Source organism: Bartonella sp. DGB1 (genome assembly GCF_041345015.1).
Classification (GTDB): Bacteria; Pseudomonadota; Alphaproteobacteria; order Rhizobiales; family Rhizobiaceae; genus DGB1.
The window spans coordinates 481,741-498,207 of record NZ_CP166769.1 but is presented as its reverse complement, the minus strand read 5'-3'; the positions used below and the strand labels follow the sequence as shown (position 1 = coordinate 498,207).

13 protein-coding genes and 1 other RNA gene are annotated in these 16,467 nt (G+C 30.2%); 2 read left to right on the top strand and 12 right to left on the bottom strand.

Annotated features, from left to right (window positions below; all coding sequences use genetic code 11):
• Positions 1-2: 2 nt before the first annotated feature.
• From AB6T46_RS02490 to AB6T46_RS02445, 10 genes are all read right to left on the bottom strand, one after another.
• Positions 3-1,124 (bottom strand): FtsW/RodA/SpoVE family cell cycle protein, encoded by a 1,122-nt coding sequence (locus tag AB6T46_RS02490; protein WP_370931851.1) that lies wholly within the window; start codon positions 1,122-1,124, stop codon positions 3-5.
• Positions 1,125-1,149: 25 nt separating this feature from the next.
• Entirely contained in the window at positions 1,150-2,517 is a 1,368-nt protein-coding gene (gene murD / locus AB6T46_RS02485) for a UDP-N-acetylmuramoyl-L-alanine--D-glutamate ligase (protein ID WP_370931850.1), read from the bottom strand.
• Positions 2,518-2,519: 2 nt separating this feature from the next.
• The gene (gene mraY / locus AB6T46_RS02480; protein WP_370931849.1) at positions 2,520-3,587 is read right to left on the bottom strand and encodes a phospho-N-acetylmuramoyl-pentapeptide-transferase; all 1,068 of its coding nucleotides are present in this window, start codon (positions 3,585-3,587) and stop codon (positions 2,520-2,522) included.
• 15 nt (positions 3,588-3,602) lie between these two features.
• Positions 3,603-5,024, bottom strand: a complete 1,422-nt coding sequence (gene murF, locus AB6T46_RS02475) for a UDP-N-acetylmuramoyl-tripeptide--D-alanyl-D-alanine ligase (RefSeq protein ID WP_370931848.1) — start codon at positions 5,022-5,024, stop codon at positions 3,603-3,605.
• A gap of 9 nt (positions 5,025-5,033) precedes the next feature.
• Complete coding sequence (locus tag AB6T46_RS02470; protein ID WP_370931847.1) at positions 5,034-6,485, bottom strand: UDP-N-acetylmuramoyl-L-alanyl-D-glutamate--2,6-diaminopimelate ligase; 1,452 nt, start codon at positions 6,483-6,485, stop codon at positions 5,034-5,036.
• The gene (locus AB6T46_RS02465) at positions 6,482-8,173 is read right to left on the bottom strand and encodes a peptidoglycan D,D-transpeptidase FtsI family protein (RefSeq protein WP_370931846.1); all 1,692 of its coding nucleotides are present in this window, start codon (positions 8,171-8,173) and stop codon (positions 6,482-6,484) included. Before AB6T46_RS02465 ends, AB6T46_RS02470 begins: the two co-directional genes overlap by 4 nt.
• 8 nt (positions 8,174-8,181) lie before the next feature.
• Positions 8,182-8,481, bottom strand: coding sequence for a hypothetical protein (locus AB6T46_RS02460; protein ID WP_370931845.1), 300 nt, complete (start codon positions 8,479-8,481; stop codon positions 8,182-8,184).
• 2 nt (positions 8,482-8,483) lie between these two features.
• On the bottom strand, positions 8,484-9,485 hold the full coding sequence (rsmH, locus tag AB6T46_RS02455; RefSeq protein ID WP_370931844.1) for a 16S rRNA (cytosine(1402)-N(4))-methyltransferase RsmH: 1,002 nt from the start codon (positions 9,483-9,485) through the stop codon (positions 8,484-8,486).
• 85 nt (positions 9,486-9,570) lie between these two features.
• An RNA gene (gene rnpB, locus AB6T46_RS02450) (RNase P RNA component class A) lies at positions 9,571-9,946 on the bottom strand.
• Between the two features lie 163 nt (positions 9,947-10,109).
• On the bottom strand, positions 10,110-10,616 hold the full coding sequence (locus AB6T46_RS02445) for a lytic transglycosylase domain-containing protein (protein WP_370931843.1): 507 nt from the start codon (positions 10,614-10,616) through the stop codon (positions 10,110-10,112).
• 320 nt (positions 10,617-10,936) lie between these two features.
• Here AB6T46_RS02445 and AB6T46_RS02440 point away from each other — a divergent pair, with 320 nt between their 5' ends.
• Positions 10,937-12,430 (top strand): aldehyde dehydrogenase, encoded by a 1,494-nt coding sequence (locus AB6T46_RS02440; RefSeq protein ID WP_370931842.1) that lies wholly within the window; start codon positions 10,937-10,939, stop codon positions 12,428-12,430.
• 720 nt (positions 12,431-13,150) lie between these two features.
• On the opposite strand, the gene ettA is transcribed toward AB6T46_RS02440, so the two are convergent.
• On the bottom strand, positions 13,151-14,800 hold the full coding sequence (ettA, locus tag AB6T46_RS02435) for an energy-dependent translational throttle protein EttA (RefSeq protein WP_370931841.1): 1,650 nt from the start codon (positions 14,798-14,800) through the stop codon (positions 13,151-13,153).
• 88 nt (positions 14,801-14,888) lie between these two features.
• Here ettA and AB6T46_RS02430 point away from each other — a divergent pair, with 88 nt between their 5' ends.
• Complete coding sequence (locus AB6T46_RS02430; RefSeq protein WP_370931840.1) at positions 14,889-15,302, top strand: hypothetical protein; 414 nt, start codon at positions 14,889-14,891, stop codon at positions 15,300-15,302.
• Here AB6T46_RS02430 and AB6T46_RS02425 read toward each other — a convergent pair.
• Positions 15,295-16,332 (bottom strand): DUF475 domain-containing protein, encoded by a 1,038-nt coding sequence (locus AB6T46_RS02425; protein WP_370931839.1) that lies wholly within the window; start codon positions 16,330-16,332, stop codon positions 15,295-15,297. The genes AB6T46_RS02430 and AB6T46_RS02425 overlap by 8 nt on opposite strands.
• Positions 16,333-16,467: the final 135 nt, after the last annotated feature.

The window sequence follows — 16,467 nt, the reverse complement described above, 5'->3', positions numbered from 1 at the left end:
AATTATCTGTTATAAAAAAATATTTTAGGATATTTACGGGTAAGTCCTAATAATAATCCTATTGCTATAGCACTAGCTATTAACGATGATCCTCCATAAGATATTAAGGTTAATGTCATTCCCTTAGAAGGTATCAAGTTAACATTCACAGATATATTAACCAGCGCTTGCAGGATTAGCAATAATGCGAGTCCTGCGATAGCTAATCTTTTAAATAAATCTGATTGCTGCATAGACAAATAAATTAACCTGACAAATAAAACAAGGTATAACAGTAAAATAATAATACAAAATATAATTCCAAATTCTTCTGCCGCCACTACAAAAATAAAATCAGTATAACTATCTGGTAAAATATTTTTAATTTTTCCTTCACCAGGACCAACCCCAAACCATCCACCTTTTTTAATAGCATCAATTGCTAATTCGGTCTGAAAATTATTCCCCTCACCAGTAATAAAACTAATAATTCTATTTCTAAAATGTGAAACATAAAAATAAGCTATCATCGTTATAGTGGCCAATATTCCAACCAAGGGCATTATTAAAATCAACGAAGCTCCAGATAAAAAATACATAATTGACCATATTAAAAAAATCAAAATCATTTGGCCATAATCTGGTTGTAAAATTAATAAAGTAGCAACCACAAGTAAACTTACAAACATAAGTATTTTTAAAGTCAGGTTATTATATTTAACAGCATATATCATCAAGAAAGCAGAACATATTATATAAAATGGTTTCATAAATTCAGATGGCTGTAACGATACTCCAGCAAATGCTAACCATCGCTTAGCCCCTTTAATTTCTATTCCATTAAAAAGAGTTAACAAAAGTAACAATATAGAGAAAAAAAACAGCAAAAAAGATAACTTACAAATATTTTCTACCGACAAAAATGATATAGCTATCATTATTGATAATGCTATTAACAAATAAATAACATGTCGTATAACAAAATAATAATAAGGTAAAGAATATTTCTTTGCAATTGCAGGTGTAGAAGCAAAAGACAAAATAAGCCCTACCATAATTAATAGTAAAGCTATCACTAGCAAGCTCCTATCCACAGTACGCCACCACTTAAATAAAAACCCACCCTGCTTAACTTTTAGCACCATTTTATTACCTTATAGCAAATATATATTATATAATTTGTTGAACCAATTGTTTAAATTTATCTCCTCTTTGAAGATAATTATCAAATTGGTCAAAACTAGCACAAGCTGGTGATAATAAAATAATATTTTGCTTATTACTAGTTTGACTTATAGCATTTTGAAAAGATTTTACTACTGCAGTTTCCATATTATGACAAATATCATATTTAACCTGTCCAACCAAATCTTGCGCAAACTCTTGTGCTGCTTCTCCAATAAGATAAGCATGTGTTACATTTTGCAAAATTGGTAACAGCTCCTTTATTCCACCCTCTTTAGCAACTCCACCAACAATCCAATGGATATTATTAAAAGCTAGTAAAGCTTGTTTAGTAGCTTGTGCATTAGTAGCTTTAGAATCATTAACAAATATAATATTTTTATATTTTCTAACTTGTTCTAATCTATGTGGTAAGGCGTTAAAATTATTAATAATATCTTTAATATCTTTTATTTTATTGTTAGTTATATAGGCTATTGCTGCTAAGGCCATGGCTAAATTTTGTAAATTATGTTCGCCTGGCAGATTATCTAATTTTCCTAAATTAGTTAAAATCTCATCTCCTGCTATAAAATTATTATTTTCTATTCTATAATAAGTTTTTTTATCCTTAATAGATACTTTATAAGCATTCGTTAATTTAATTTTTCTAATATTTTCATCATCAACATTCAATAAAGCAATATTACTATTTTCTACTAACCTTCTTTTTATCCTACTATAATTGTAAAAATTTTTATGTCTGTCGATATGATCAGGCGTAATATTTAATAATAAAGCTATAGTTGAATATAACGATGGCGATAAATCTATTTGATAAGATGATAATTCAATTATATAATATTTGTCTTTTTCGAAGGGCTCTAAAGATAAAATAGCAATACCAATATTACCACCTATCTGAGTCTTATAATTAATATTCTTTAATAAATATTCTAACAAAGCTGTTGTAGTAGATTTACCATTAGTACCACTTATAGTGATTAATGGACAATCATGATAAGATAGATTATTTTCTATTAAAAAATTTTTCCACTCTCTAATAAATATTTCCACATCGCCAATTACCGGTACATTAGCTTGCTTAGCCTTAATTACACTCCAATGTGGCTCTGGATAATTAAGAGCTATAGCTGGTGATAAAACCAGATAATCAAATTCTGCCCAATTAGCAGTTTTTAAATTACAAATTTTCAAACCAGCTAACTCAGCTTTTTTACGTATATTTTCATCATCATCCCAACAAAAGACTTGCGCATTACCTGCTATTAAAGCGTGAGCTGTAACAAGACCTGATTGACCTAAGCCTACTATAGCTACTTTTTTATCAATAAAAGTTTTTGCAACTATCATACCTATCTCAACTTCAAACTAGCTAAACCAATTAAGGCTAAAACAATAGCAATAATCCAAAATCTTATTACTACTTGGCTTTCTGTCCACCCCTTTTGTTCAAAGTGGTGATGAATAGGAGCCATTCTAAAAACTCTTTTTCCAGTTAATTTAAATGATACCACTTGTATTATAACAGATAATGTTTCGAAAACGAATAAACCTCCAATTATTGCTAAAATAATTTCATGATGAGTGATAACAGCAACCGCCCCTAACATTCCACCTAATGCTAATGACCCAGTGTCGCCCATAAAGATAGCAGCCGGTGGTGCATTAAACCATAAAAATCCAAGGCCTGCACCAATCACAGCACCCAAGATAACAGCCAAATCTCCAACTCCAGATACATAAGCTATTTGTAAATATTTTGCAAAGACCCAATTTCCACATAAATAGGCAATTAATGCGAAAGAAGCTGAAGCTATCATAACAGGCGCGATAGCTAATCCATCTAAACCATCAGTAAAATTGACTGCATTTCCTGCTCCTACAATTACACAGATAGCAAACGGTATAAATAACAAACCAATATCAAAATAAACATCTTTCAAATAAGGAATATTAATTAATGACCCCGCTCTATAGAAAACATAAATTGCGACCACAGCAGCGATACCAATTTCTAACATTAATCTTAGTTTAGAAGAAAAGCCTTTATGACATTGTTTAGTTACTTTAAGATAATCATCATAAAAACCTATCAGACCAAACGCCAAAGTAACGCCCAACACCAACCAAACATAGATATTATGCAAATTAACCCATAATAAAGAAGATAAAAAAACCGCTAGTAAAATTATTACTCCACCCATAGTTGGAGTACCAGATTTCTTAAAATGTGTTTGTGGTCCATCATCTCTTATTGGTTGATATCCTTGCTTAACTTTTAATAATCTTATCAACATAGGCCCATAGATAAATACTATCAGCATAGATGTTAATAATGCAGCTCCAGTACGAAAAGTTAAATAACTAATAAGTCTAACTGCAGGAAAAGATTCAGACAGTGCTAACAGATATAATAGCATTATTTATTCCTAATTTTAAATCTCAGATATTTTTGATAATAGTTTTTTCAAATCCATAGCATTGGATCCTTTTAACATTAAATAATCATCTTTATTTATATTTTTTAATAAATTCTCATATAATTCCTCAATAGTTGAATTATGGATAGATATATTATAAGGTAATAATATATCATGTAGAAATTTCATATTGTTACCTAATAATAATATTTTATCTAACTTTAAAGATAAAATTACCTCGGCTAAATTTTCATGATAATATTGTGTCTGCTCACCTAATTCTAGCATATCTGCTAAGATAGCAATTTTTTTACCCTTACTATTAGTTAAACTTGCAAAAAATTTCAATGTTTCTATCATAGAAACCGGATTAGCATTATAGCTTTCATCTATAATTACAATTTCTCCCTTATCCGCTATATTAATTTTATAAGTAAGCCCACGACCGGCTCCTAAACTAAAATTTTCTATTCCTTTAATAGCTTTAGATAAATCTTCCTTAAGATAAGCAACTACACCTAACACAGCGATACTATTTTTTACTATATGTAATGGCATTAATTTCAAATTTACGGGAAAAGAAATATTATTATCAACATCCTTAAAAAAGAATTTAATTTTATCACTATAATTTACTATGTTACTAGCTTTATAATTGATGTCCTCACTACTAACACCAAAATATTTAATCTGTACATTAGCTGGAACTTTAGTGATTAATACATCAGTAAAAATATCATCTTTATTCAAAAAAATAGTAGCAGATAAATTCATATTATCAAATAATTCTGCTTTAGCTAATGCAATCTCATGTAAGGAAGAAAAAGCTCCTAAATGAGCGGGAGCAATTAAAGTGACTACACCAATATCTGGTTTTACCATTTTTGATAATTTATCTATTTCTCCTTTATGATTCATTCCTATCTCAAAGATTGCATAATCATAATCTTTCGGCAAACGCGCTAAAGATAAAGGTACGCCCCAATGATTATTAAATGAAGCAGGAGAAACATGAGTTTTCCCTATTTGTTGTAAGGCTACTAAAAATAATTCTTTAGTAGTCGTTTTACCGACAGATCCTGTTACTGCAATAACTTTTGCTTTAGTTCTAGCTCTAGCAAAGATAGCTAATTTTTCTAGTGCTAATAAAACATCATCAACTAAGAAAACTGTTATGTTTTTACTATAAATTTCTATTAAATTAGTTATTTTGTCTAAATATTTTTTATCTGCTACAATAGCTGCTGCACCAGCTTTAATAGCATGCTCTAAAAAATCATGACCATCGTAATTATTACCATTTATAGCAAAAAATATATCTCCCTTTTGTAAAGAGCGACTATCAATAGAAACCCCGGTAACCCCCATAACCAAGTTACCGATGATTTTATTACCTAAAATATTAACTAATTCATTTCGATCCCACAAATATTGCATATCTATTTCCTATTGAGAACGTAAAACTTTTAATACCTCTTCATGATCAGAAAAAGGAAAAACTTTATCGCCAATGATTTGTCCTTTTTCATGTCCTTTACCGGCTATAATCAATGTATCACCTTCTTGTAACATTCCTATCGCTGTAAAAATTGCTAATTTTCTATCAGCTATTTCTAATGCATTTGGACAGTTACTCAATATTTGCTGTCTAATTTCTTTTGCTACTTCTGTACGAGGATTATCATCTGTTACAATCACCACATCAGCATTATCTTGTGCGATTTTACCCATTATTGCTCTTTTACCTTTATCTCTATCGCCTCCACAACCAAATACTAAAATTATTTTACCAATAGTAAAAGGCTTTACTGCATGTAACACATGCTCTAACGCCTCCGGCTTATGTGCATAATCTATATAAATAGGCGCCTTTGCTTTAGTAAATCCGGCTAACTCTAATCGTCCTGAGGCCCCTTTTAGATATTCTAAAGCATTAACTGCTTTATTAATTGGTACACCTGATACAATTGCTAATCCTAAAGCAACTAAAGCATTACTTACTTGAAAACCACCAGCTAATGGAAATTTAACCTGATATAATTTACCCTCTATCATTATATCTAAAATTTGTCTAAATCTTTCATGCTCCACCCGTTTAAGTTGAATAAATTCTCCTTTTCTTCCAACTGTTAAAGCTATTCTATCATTTAGTTTTAAATGTTTTATAACTTGTTCAGAAGAAGGATCATCAGCAAAGATAACTGCTTTTTTCCCTTGCGGTAATAATCTATCAAATAATCTCAATTTAGCTCTTAAATAATCATTAGAATCTTTATGATAATCTAGATGATCTCTTCCCAGATTTGTATATCCTGCGGCTTCTATTTTAATTCCATCTAATCTATATTGATCTAATCCATGCGAGGAAGCCTCTATAGCAATATGATTGATATTTTTTACAGCTAATTTTTGTAATATTTTATGTAGTTCAATAGGATCAGGTGTTGTCAAATTAGTAGCTTCTATTTTATCAGCTGTTATTACTCCAGTTGTGCCAATATTTGCCGCCTGGATATTATTTTGCTGCCAAATTTGTCGTAAGAATGAAGCAACCGAAGTTTTACCACTAGTACCCGTAACAGGAATAACAACATCTGGTTGAGGTTGATAAAATTTAGCTGCGCTCATAGCCAAATTATAACGTATATTTTCTATTTCAATCACTGGACAATTTAATTTCTCTAACCGATTATATTCACCTTTTTCTACTATTATAGCTTTAGCTTTTTTTTCACACGCCTGCTGAATAAAATTCAACCCGTTAGTTTTATTTCCTTGCAATGCAAAAAATATTTCATTTTCTTTAAGTAAACGGCTATCAACAGACAATCCGTCTATTTGTAACTCAGCAAATTGTTTATATTCATCAGTTAAATTAATAATTTGTTTTAATTTCATTTTGGTCTATCCTCCTCGCGCAAATATGGGGGTCTTCCCTCCAAATAAAAATTTGGTTCTATATTTAAATCAAAAGCTACTCTTTTAATAATTGCAGCGGCCATTCTACCAGCATTATATGCAGCTACAGCTGATGGATCAGAAGCTAATTTCTGTGGTTCATCAATAATTGTTAATACAATATAAGATGGATCATCAATAGGAAATGTTGCTAAATAGCTATTAAATCTCTTGCCTGACTGATATCGACCATTAACAACTTTTTCAGCTGTTCCGGTTTTTCCACCAACCCGATATCCTTCTACCCTCGCTAATCTACCTGACCCTAACACTCCATTTAACCAATTAAGATATCTTATCTGTTTACTAGTGGTTTCTTTAATCAATTGCTGTTCTAATTGTTCGGCTGTTTTACGGTCTCTTTTTAAGAAAGTAGGAGGTATATATCGTCCATTATTCATCAATGTGGCCTCACTAGTTGCAATTTGTAATGGTGTTATAGCTAATCCATGTCCAAAAGCAATTGTAGCAGAATTTATTGCCTGCCATTTTCTTGGATAAATTGGCGCAGCATTTTCAGATAATTCAGTACGTAAACGATCTAACAATCCTAAGCGTTTCAAAAAATTTTTATGAAAATCTATACCAACTGCTTGTGCTTCTAACGCTGAACCAATATTAGAAGAAAAAATAAAAATTTCCCAAACTTTTAAAGGTCTTTTTTTTCCATGAAAATCATTAATAGTCTGTTTACCAAATACTAAAGGGCGACTAACATCAAAAATTGAATTTAAATTATATTCACCTTTTTCTAACAATACTGCTGTAGTGAAGCTTTTTAAAATAGACCCCATTTCATATACTCCAGCAACAATTCTATTAAGCCTATCATCCAATAAAGCCTCTTTCATATTCAACGGGTCAAAATCAGGTAAAGAAACAGATGACATCACTTCGCCTGTTTTTATATTTAAAATAACTGCGCCCGCTGCTTTTGCTTTATGTTTATACATAAACTCTTTGACAATTTGATGTACTTTTGTCTGAATTTTTAAATCTAACGAAAGATAAATTGGTGAAATCTTATCATCAGTTAAAGCATTAGAAGTTTCTTTTATTTTATATAATTCATTATCATCAATATATTTCTCTATGCCTGAAATTGCCTTATTGTCTACATCAACTAATCCTACTACATGGCTGGTTATATTATTTGCTGGATAAACCCTCTTTACTTCTTTCCTAAATCCTAAAGCTGGTATACCAAGCTCCATAATTGCATCACGTTGTTTTGGTGTTAAACCTCGCGCTAACCAAACAAAATTATTATTATTTTTTAATTTTTTTTCTAAGGTGACTAAATTAGTTTCTGGTAAAATATTATGTATTAATTCTACTGTCTCTTCAATATTTTCAATTTGTTTTGGATTAGCATATAAAGAAAATATATCAATATCTCCAGCTAATAAATAACCATTTCTATCCAAGATCTTTGGTCTAGCAATTATCGTGCCAGTCAAAAATGTTTTTAAATAATGATTATTATGATTAAATTGAATATTAATCAAACGCCCTATTAATATAAAAAAATAAACAACAAAACAAAATAACACTAGATATAAGCGCGCTAAAGAATAATAAGGTCTACGATAAAAAATTCGCTGCATTAATTTTTTTTTTATAATCATTTTATTCTTTACTTACTATCTAATTTTAATAAATCAGACAATTCATTAATGGTAATAATTTGCTTTGGATCAATAGGCACCAAATTTAATTGTTGTTTATATAATTTTGCTAATTTATCTAACCTTTCTGGTTGGGTTAAAAAATGCCAATCTATTTTTAATAAATCTATTTTATGACTAGTATCTTTTACCTCTTTTTGTAATTTTTCTAAATAAATTATTTTTGCTTGTACTCTATTTTTTACTTGATAAGTTACCGCTACCAGAATTAATAAAATTATAATTAAAACAATATTAATAAAACGCATAATTATCTCTCAATAAAAAAATTTTTTAATCGTGGCATTTTAGCAGATAAAAAATCTTCCTCTACTGGACTATAAGCTTCACCGCTAGTACGTTTAGCTGCTCTTAATTTTGCAGATCTGGATCTTGGATTATTTTTTATTTCATCATCTGATGGTGTTTTTATGCCTTTTATTATCATTTCAAAACTAAAATCTGGAACCTCAACCGCTGGTAAATATCTAGAATTTTGTAATAATCTACTACGTGAATTAAAAAATCTTTTAACAATTCTATCTTCCAAAGAATGAAAAGTAACTACTACTAAAATACCATTATTCTTCAAAATTTTTTCACTAGCAAATAACACCTTTACCAACTCGCCTAATTCATCATTAACATAAATTCGCAATGCCTGAAACACTTTCGTTGCCGGGTGTATATTACGTTTATATTGTTTTATTTTATTAGTTTTTTCAATTAATGTTGCTAACTGTAGCGTAGTGTTAATAGGTTGGATTTTACGATATTCCGTAATAGCTTTAGCAAATATTTTTGCCTGTTTTTCTTCACCTAAAATATAGAATATCCTTGCTAACTCATTTTCTGGTAATTGATTTATAACTTCAGCAGCGGAGATACCTGTTTGACTCATTCTCATGTCTAAAGGCCCCTCTTTTTGAAAAGAAAAGCCACGAATAGCATTATCAATCTGCATAGAGGAAACTCCAATATCCAGGATAATTGCATCGATGTTTTGATTTGATATTTTTTCTATCTCTGCTAAATTTGCAAAATTTGTTAACTCTAAAGTAAATTTTTCAGCATATTGACTAGCTAAAATTTTTGCTCTCTCTATAGCATTAGGATCACGATCTATAGCAATAACATTTGCGCCTTTTTCTAAAAAAGCTTTAGTATATCCCCCATCTCCAAAAGTAGCATCAATTATTAATTTTCCTTGCTGTGGTTTAACAACATCGACCACCTCTTTTAACATTACCGGTATATGTTTATATTGAGACATTCTATATTCCAAAATTGATTCGCAGAATATAATTTATCATAGCTTATTTAATTAAAAATAAATATTTTAAATTATCAAGATTATATATGTCAGTTGATCTATAAGCCGGGTTCTGTATAAATATGATGGTCATTCATCTGGGGTAAATGTCACCATTTACCTCATGCAACCTACCCAAACAATAATCCTGTGAAACTCAGGCAGTTATAAAATATAACTATTGTTTCTATGCGGTCTTGCTCCCAGTGGGGTTTACCATGCCAGCTCCATTACTGTTACTGCGGTAAGCTCTTACCTCACCCTTTCACCCTTACCTATATAATATAGGCGGTTTACTTTCTGTGGCACTTTCCCTAGGGTCGCCCCTGCCAGACGTTATCTGGCACTGTGTTTCAAGGAGCCCGGACTTTCCTCACCTTCACCCTTTCGAGTCTAGAAAGCGCGACCATCCAATCAACTGACGGTGCATTATAAATTATTTTTATCAAAAGAGCAAAAAAAATGTCGCAGTTATTAGCGACATTTTTAAAGACTTCAAATTTTCTATAATAGCTATTTTAATAATGTAATTTCACGGATGTAATTATTTATTTTTACTAGTTAAATTATAAATATTTATAATTTTTAAGCAATATAACCTTTAACGACTTGACAATATTTAGCAGAAATAGGATTCATTCTTTTAGCTCCATGCCCTGCGTTATATTTTAATATAGTACCACAGATATCACCACCACTTAAACGATGAGCACCAGCTAGATATTTAACACCATAACGGATATTTGTTTCTGGATCATATAATCCAGCAGTAGTACCTTTATATCCCATAAATTTAGCTGTTTCTGGTCTAATTTGCATTAATCCAATCTCACCTACACCTCCAACAGCTTTTGGATTGTAAGAACTTTCATAGCGAATAACAGCATGTACCAACTTAGATGGAACATTATACATTTGTGCATATTTAGTAATTATGTCATCATAAGTAGATGCCTTCGCATGAATTTTTTTTGTAACCCGTTCTTGAGCTGTAGGTATCCCGATAGGCTCCTGTGTTAGTGGAGCCGCAATAACCGCAACACTAGTTGATGCCATAATAGCAACTAATGATGTAAAGAATATTTTTTTCATATATTCTCCTCCTTATATAATGATTTATCCCTCAAAACAGATAAAAGTTTATCTATGAACAAATATATATTTAAGTTGAGGGAGTTTAATGTTAATTTGATAGCGTAAACTATACTGAAATATTCTTCTTATTATTTCTGTTATTCTTATTCTTATTTGTATTGTACGAAATTTTATGTTAAAATAAAGTGTATTTACATACTTTTTAATGACTCTTTACTAGCTTTGTTACAAATTAAGACAATATATAAATAAGTTCCAAATTCTATATTAAAACATATTTACAAGATCTATTTAACAAGTAAAAATGGAGAGAGAAAATGACAGATTGGCACAAAAAAGCAACAGAAATTAAAAACAATCTACAACCAGTACAATTATTTATTAATGGCGTCTTTCAAAATGCAACTAATAATGAATTTTTTAATCTAACCAGTCCAATCGATGGGACTATTCTTACCCAAGCAGCCCTAGCGCAAGAAGAAGATGTAAATTTAGCAGTAACAGCAGCACGCAATAATTTTAATGCTGGAACTTGGGCAAATTTAGCCCCTAGCGCCCGTAAAAATATATTATTAAAATGGGCAGATGTATTAGAACAACATGCTGAAGAACTAGCTTTGCTAGAAACATTAGAAGTAGGTAAACCGATATATTATAGTTATAACGGCGATATAAAAGCTAGTATCAATTGTTTGAGATGGAATGCAGAAGCAATAGATAAGATATATGGCGAAGTAGCTCCAACTGGCAAAAATGACCTTGTTACTATCACTAGAGATCCATTAGGAGTTGTAGCAGTAGTAGTACCGTGGAATTTTCCACTTTTAATGGCTATGTGGAAAATAGCTCCTGCTTTAGCTATGGGCAATAGTGTAATATTAAAACCTTCTGAAAATTCTAGTCTTTCTGCTCGCAAATTAGCAGAATTATCTCTACAAGTTGGTCTTCCAGCTGGTACCTTTAATTTAGTTACGGGAACAGGAGAAACCGTAGGAAAAACCTTAGGTTTACATAATAATATTGATGGTGTATTTTTCACAGGCTCAACCAGAGTGGGCAAATATTTCATGCAATATGCCGGGCAAAGCAACTTAAAAAAAATCAGTTTAGAATGTGGAGGAAAATCCGGCAATATTATTTTAAATAGCTGTAAAGACCTCAAAAAAGCTGCTTATACTTCAGCCGATGCGATATTTTTTAACCAAGGCGAAATGTGTTCAGCGGGCTCTAAATTAATAGTACAAAAAGAAAGCTTACCAGAAGTGTTAAAACATTTAACTGAGAAAGCAAAAGAATATACTCCTAAAGATCCACTAGATATAAATTCAAGGATGGGCGCAATCATTAACGAAACACAACATAATAAAATTTTACATTATATTGAATTAGGTAAACAAGAAGGAGCTGATTTAATATTAGGAGGTCAAAAATTAAACCAAGATGGATATTGGATAGAACCAACAATTTTCACCAATGTTAAGTCTAATATGAAAATCGCTCAAGATGAAATATTTGGACCAGTATTAAGTATAATTACTGTAAATGATAAGGATGAAGCGATAGAAGTAGCAAATGACTCTATCTATGGTTTAGCCGCTGCTGTATGGAGTGATGATGTTAATGAATTATTTTACGTAGCAGATAGATTAAGAGCAGGTTCTATTTATATGAATTGTTACGATTCTGATTTTGATATGAGTGTACCTTTTGGAGGATATAAACAATCTGGTATTGGTAGAGATAAATCTTTACATGCATTAGAGAAATATAGTGAAATCACAGCTAGATGGTTGAAATTAGATAGAGCTTAATAAATCTTACTCAATATAAAAATACTATTAAACTTAGCGGTAAAGGGGAGTATGATAATATATACTCCCCTTTTACTAATGACGCTCCTTTACTAATAAGGTCAACGCAAATAAATAGAGCCTAACACTACAAAATAAGTTAATCATTAAACTTAATAAATAACACCTCACTAAACACTATCCTAATGTTAAGCATGATCTATAGATGGCTAGCACTCTCAAATAGAATATAAAATCACCAAATTAAGTGCTAAATATCATTAAGCTTAAAGAATAAAATTATATAACTATCCTCATGTTAATCATGATCTATAAATGGCTAGCACTATCAAATCGCATATAAAATCACCAAATTAGGAGCTAAATATTATTAAGCTTAGTGAATAAAATTATATAACTATCCTCATGTTAATCATGATCTATAAATAGTTAGCACAATCAAATCTTATATAAAATTACCAATTAAGCGCTAAATATTATGGAGCTTAGTGAATAAACTTATATAGCTATCCTCATAGTCATAACCTATAAATAACTAGCACAAGTAAATATAACCAACACTAGCAAATAGGTTAAATACTATTGATCTTAATAAAACAATAAAACCATAGCATATGCTATGGTTTTATTCAGAAATAGCTAAAGTCTCATTTGCTAGTAGACACTAGATAAAAATCACATTGAAGATTTTATCTAGCTTCTACCAGAATTAACTTTTAGCTATCTATTAAGTGGTTTATAAGTTACGCGTTTAGGATTCACGCTTTCAGCACCTAAACGCCTGATTTTATCCGCTTCATATTCAGCAAAATTACCTTCAAACCATTCCACATGGCTATCTCCTTCAAAGGCTAATATATGAGTAGCTAATCTATCTAAAAACATACGATCGTGACTGATAATCACAGCACACCCTGCATAATTTTCTAGAGCATCCTCTAAAGAAGCTAAAGTTTCTGTGTCTAAATCATTTGTAGGTTCATCTAAACACAATACATTACCGCCAGATTTCACTAATTTAGCTAAATGCACTCTATTTCTTTGACCACCAGATAAATTACCTACTTTCTGCTGTTGATCTGCACCCTTAAAATTAAAAGCAGAACAATAGGCACGGCTATTCATCTCATGTTTACCTAATTTTACAACATCTACCCCGCCAGATATTTCTTCCCAAACAGTTTTATTAGGATCTAAATCATCACGACTTTGATCTACCATAGATAGTTTTACAGTTTCACCTATACGGATAGATCCTGAATCTGGTTGCTCTAAACCTGCTATCATTCTAAATAAAGTTGTCTTACCAGCACCATTAGCTCCAATAACACCTACAATACCACCAGGAGGCAATTTAAAGTTTAAATTATCAATAAGCAATTTATCTCCAAAAGATTTAGATAAATTTTGAGCTTCAATAACCGTCTGACCTAATCTTTCTGCAATAGGAATAATAATTTGTCCATCTGCAGGACTTCTCGCGGCAGCTGCTTGTACAAGCTCTTCATAGGCTTTCACCCTTGCTTTTGATTTTGCTTGACGGGCTTTAGGGCTTGAAGATATCCACTGCTGCTCTCTCAGTAAAGCTTTTTGTCTAGAAGCTTCTTCCCTATTTTCTTGGTTCATCCTTTTTGCCTTAGCTAATAGATAAGCAGAATAATTTCCTTCATAAGGAATACCACGTCCACGGTCTAATTCTAGAATCCATCCGGTTACATTATCTAAAAAATATCTATCGTGAGTAATAAGTAATACCGCTCCTGAATATTCTCTTAAATGTTTTTCTAACCAAGCGGTAGTTTCTGCATCTAAATGGTTTGTTGGTTCATCCAGTAACAATAAATCAGGTTTAGATAATAATAATTGACATAAAGCCACCCTACGTTTTTCGCCCCCTGACAATTTAGTAACATCAGCATCTTTATCAGGACATCTTAATGCTTCCATTGCCATTTCTACTTGACTATCTAGATCCCACAAATTTTGACTATCTATTAAATCTTGTAGTTTAGCAGCTTCGTCAGCAGTTTCATCACTATAATTCATCATTAAATCATTGTAGCGATCTAAAATCTCTTTTTTAGCTGAAACACCTAGCAGAATATTACCCCAAACATCTTTAGTCTCATCTAATTTAGGTTCTTGAGGTAAATAACCACAAGTAAAACCATCTGCTAACCATGCTTCTCCGGTAAATTCTTTATCTTCCCCTGCCATTATACGTAAAATAGTAGATTTACCTGCACCATTAGGACCTAGGATACCAATTTTTGCATCTGGATAAAAAGATAAGTGTATATTATCTAAAACTTTTTTGCCATTGTAGGCTTTACTAAGACCTGCCATATGATAAATAAATTGCTTTGCCACCTTATTATTCCTCAAATATTTTTCTTTATAAAAATTAAAATCCCTGATATTAATATATCATTAAAGTCCTAAACTATAAGATAATAAGATGCCCCTACCACCTATAGTTAAAAAACCTATTAACAATAAAGAATTTCATTCTATAAAACAAATGGTTGTTATAAAATATAATGCTAACGAAATATTATATTTTCCTAATATAAAATTATTTTTAAATCATAATAAAATATCTATATATAACCAATTAATTTTAAAGTCATCTCATTTTACAATATTTTTATTTAAAATAATATTACTTTTTGAGCAATTTCGTCTAGGTAGTGATGTTAAAAGTCTATTTTTTAGAAAAAATTTACCAATAGATCATATTTTCAATCACCCTGAAATGACAATTAAAAAGCTTAGGTTGTTTATTAATGAAAAAAAAATATACTTCAAGAATGGTAAATGGATATTACTAACCAATAAAAAGCAAGCAAAAAAGCTACTCACAATTAATTAATATTTTTTTTATTATATTTGAAAGAATCAAATAACGAATAAGATATTATTAATATGCCAATTATACCCATAAATATTTCTGGTAATTTTATAAATAATTGGATGTATAGCATTACAGCTAAAGCCAAAACAGCATAAAAAGCTCCATGTTCTAAATAACGATATTTAGTTAAACTACCCGTTTCTACTAACATAAGAGTGAAAGATCTGATAAAAAAAGCTCCAATCCCTAATCCAACAGCAATAATAAACAAATTATTAGTTAAACTAAAGGCCCCTATTACACCGTCAAATGAAAAGCTCGCATCTAATAATTCTAAATATAAAAAACCTATCAAACCAGATTTTGCAACAGAAGTTGTATTTACAAAATAATTATTTAATAAATATGATATACTTTCAATAATAAAAAAAATTACAATAGCTACCACCGAAGACATAAAAAAAGCATATTTATAAATTGGATTTATCAGTAAAGTTAAAAAGCTTATAATTACAAAAACTAGTAACAACGAAGTTAGTAAAGGATAAGAATTTTTAGTTAAAAAACACTCTATTTTGTTAAACCAATGTATTTTTTTATTATTATCAATAAAAAAATTAACAGCTACCAGCATTAAAAAACTACCCGCAAAAGCTAATATTAATATATGTGATTCATGTAAAATAGCTGCATATTGTTCAGGATAGAAAATTGCTAATTCGACTACATTTGATAAACTTATACCAGCAAAAAAACTCACTAAAATTATAGGAAATAATACACGCATTCCAAATACTGCAATTAAAATACCCCATGTCAAAAAATATTTTTGCCATTTTTCAGACATATTCTTTAAAATACGAGCATTAATAACAGCATTATCAAAAGACAAAGATACCTCCAAACAAACTAATGCTATAGCAATCAATAAATTATTAAATATTGAAAATAAATTTTCGCCTTGTAGATATCCTAATAAGGCAACTAAACTAAAACTTAAAAAAGTAATCCACAAACTATATTTACAATAAAATAAAAAACTTTTCATACTAACTCACATATTAATATAAGGGAGGCTTACTTAAGTATATTTATTAAAAATTATTAAACTTGTTTAATAATCTAACTAGATAATAAACCTAAAATAAATAATTTAAATACTTTAAACATATTAAATTAAGCG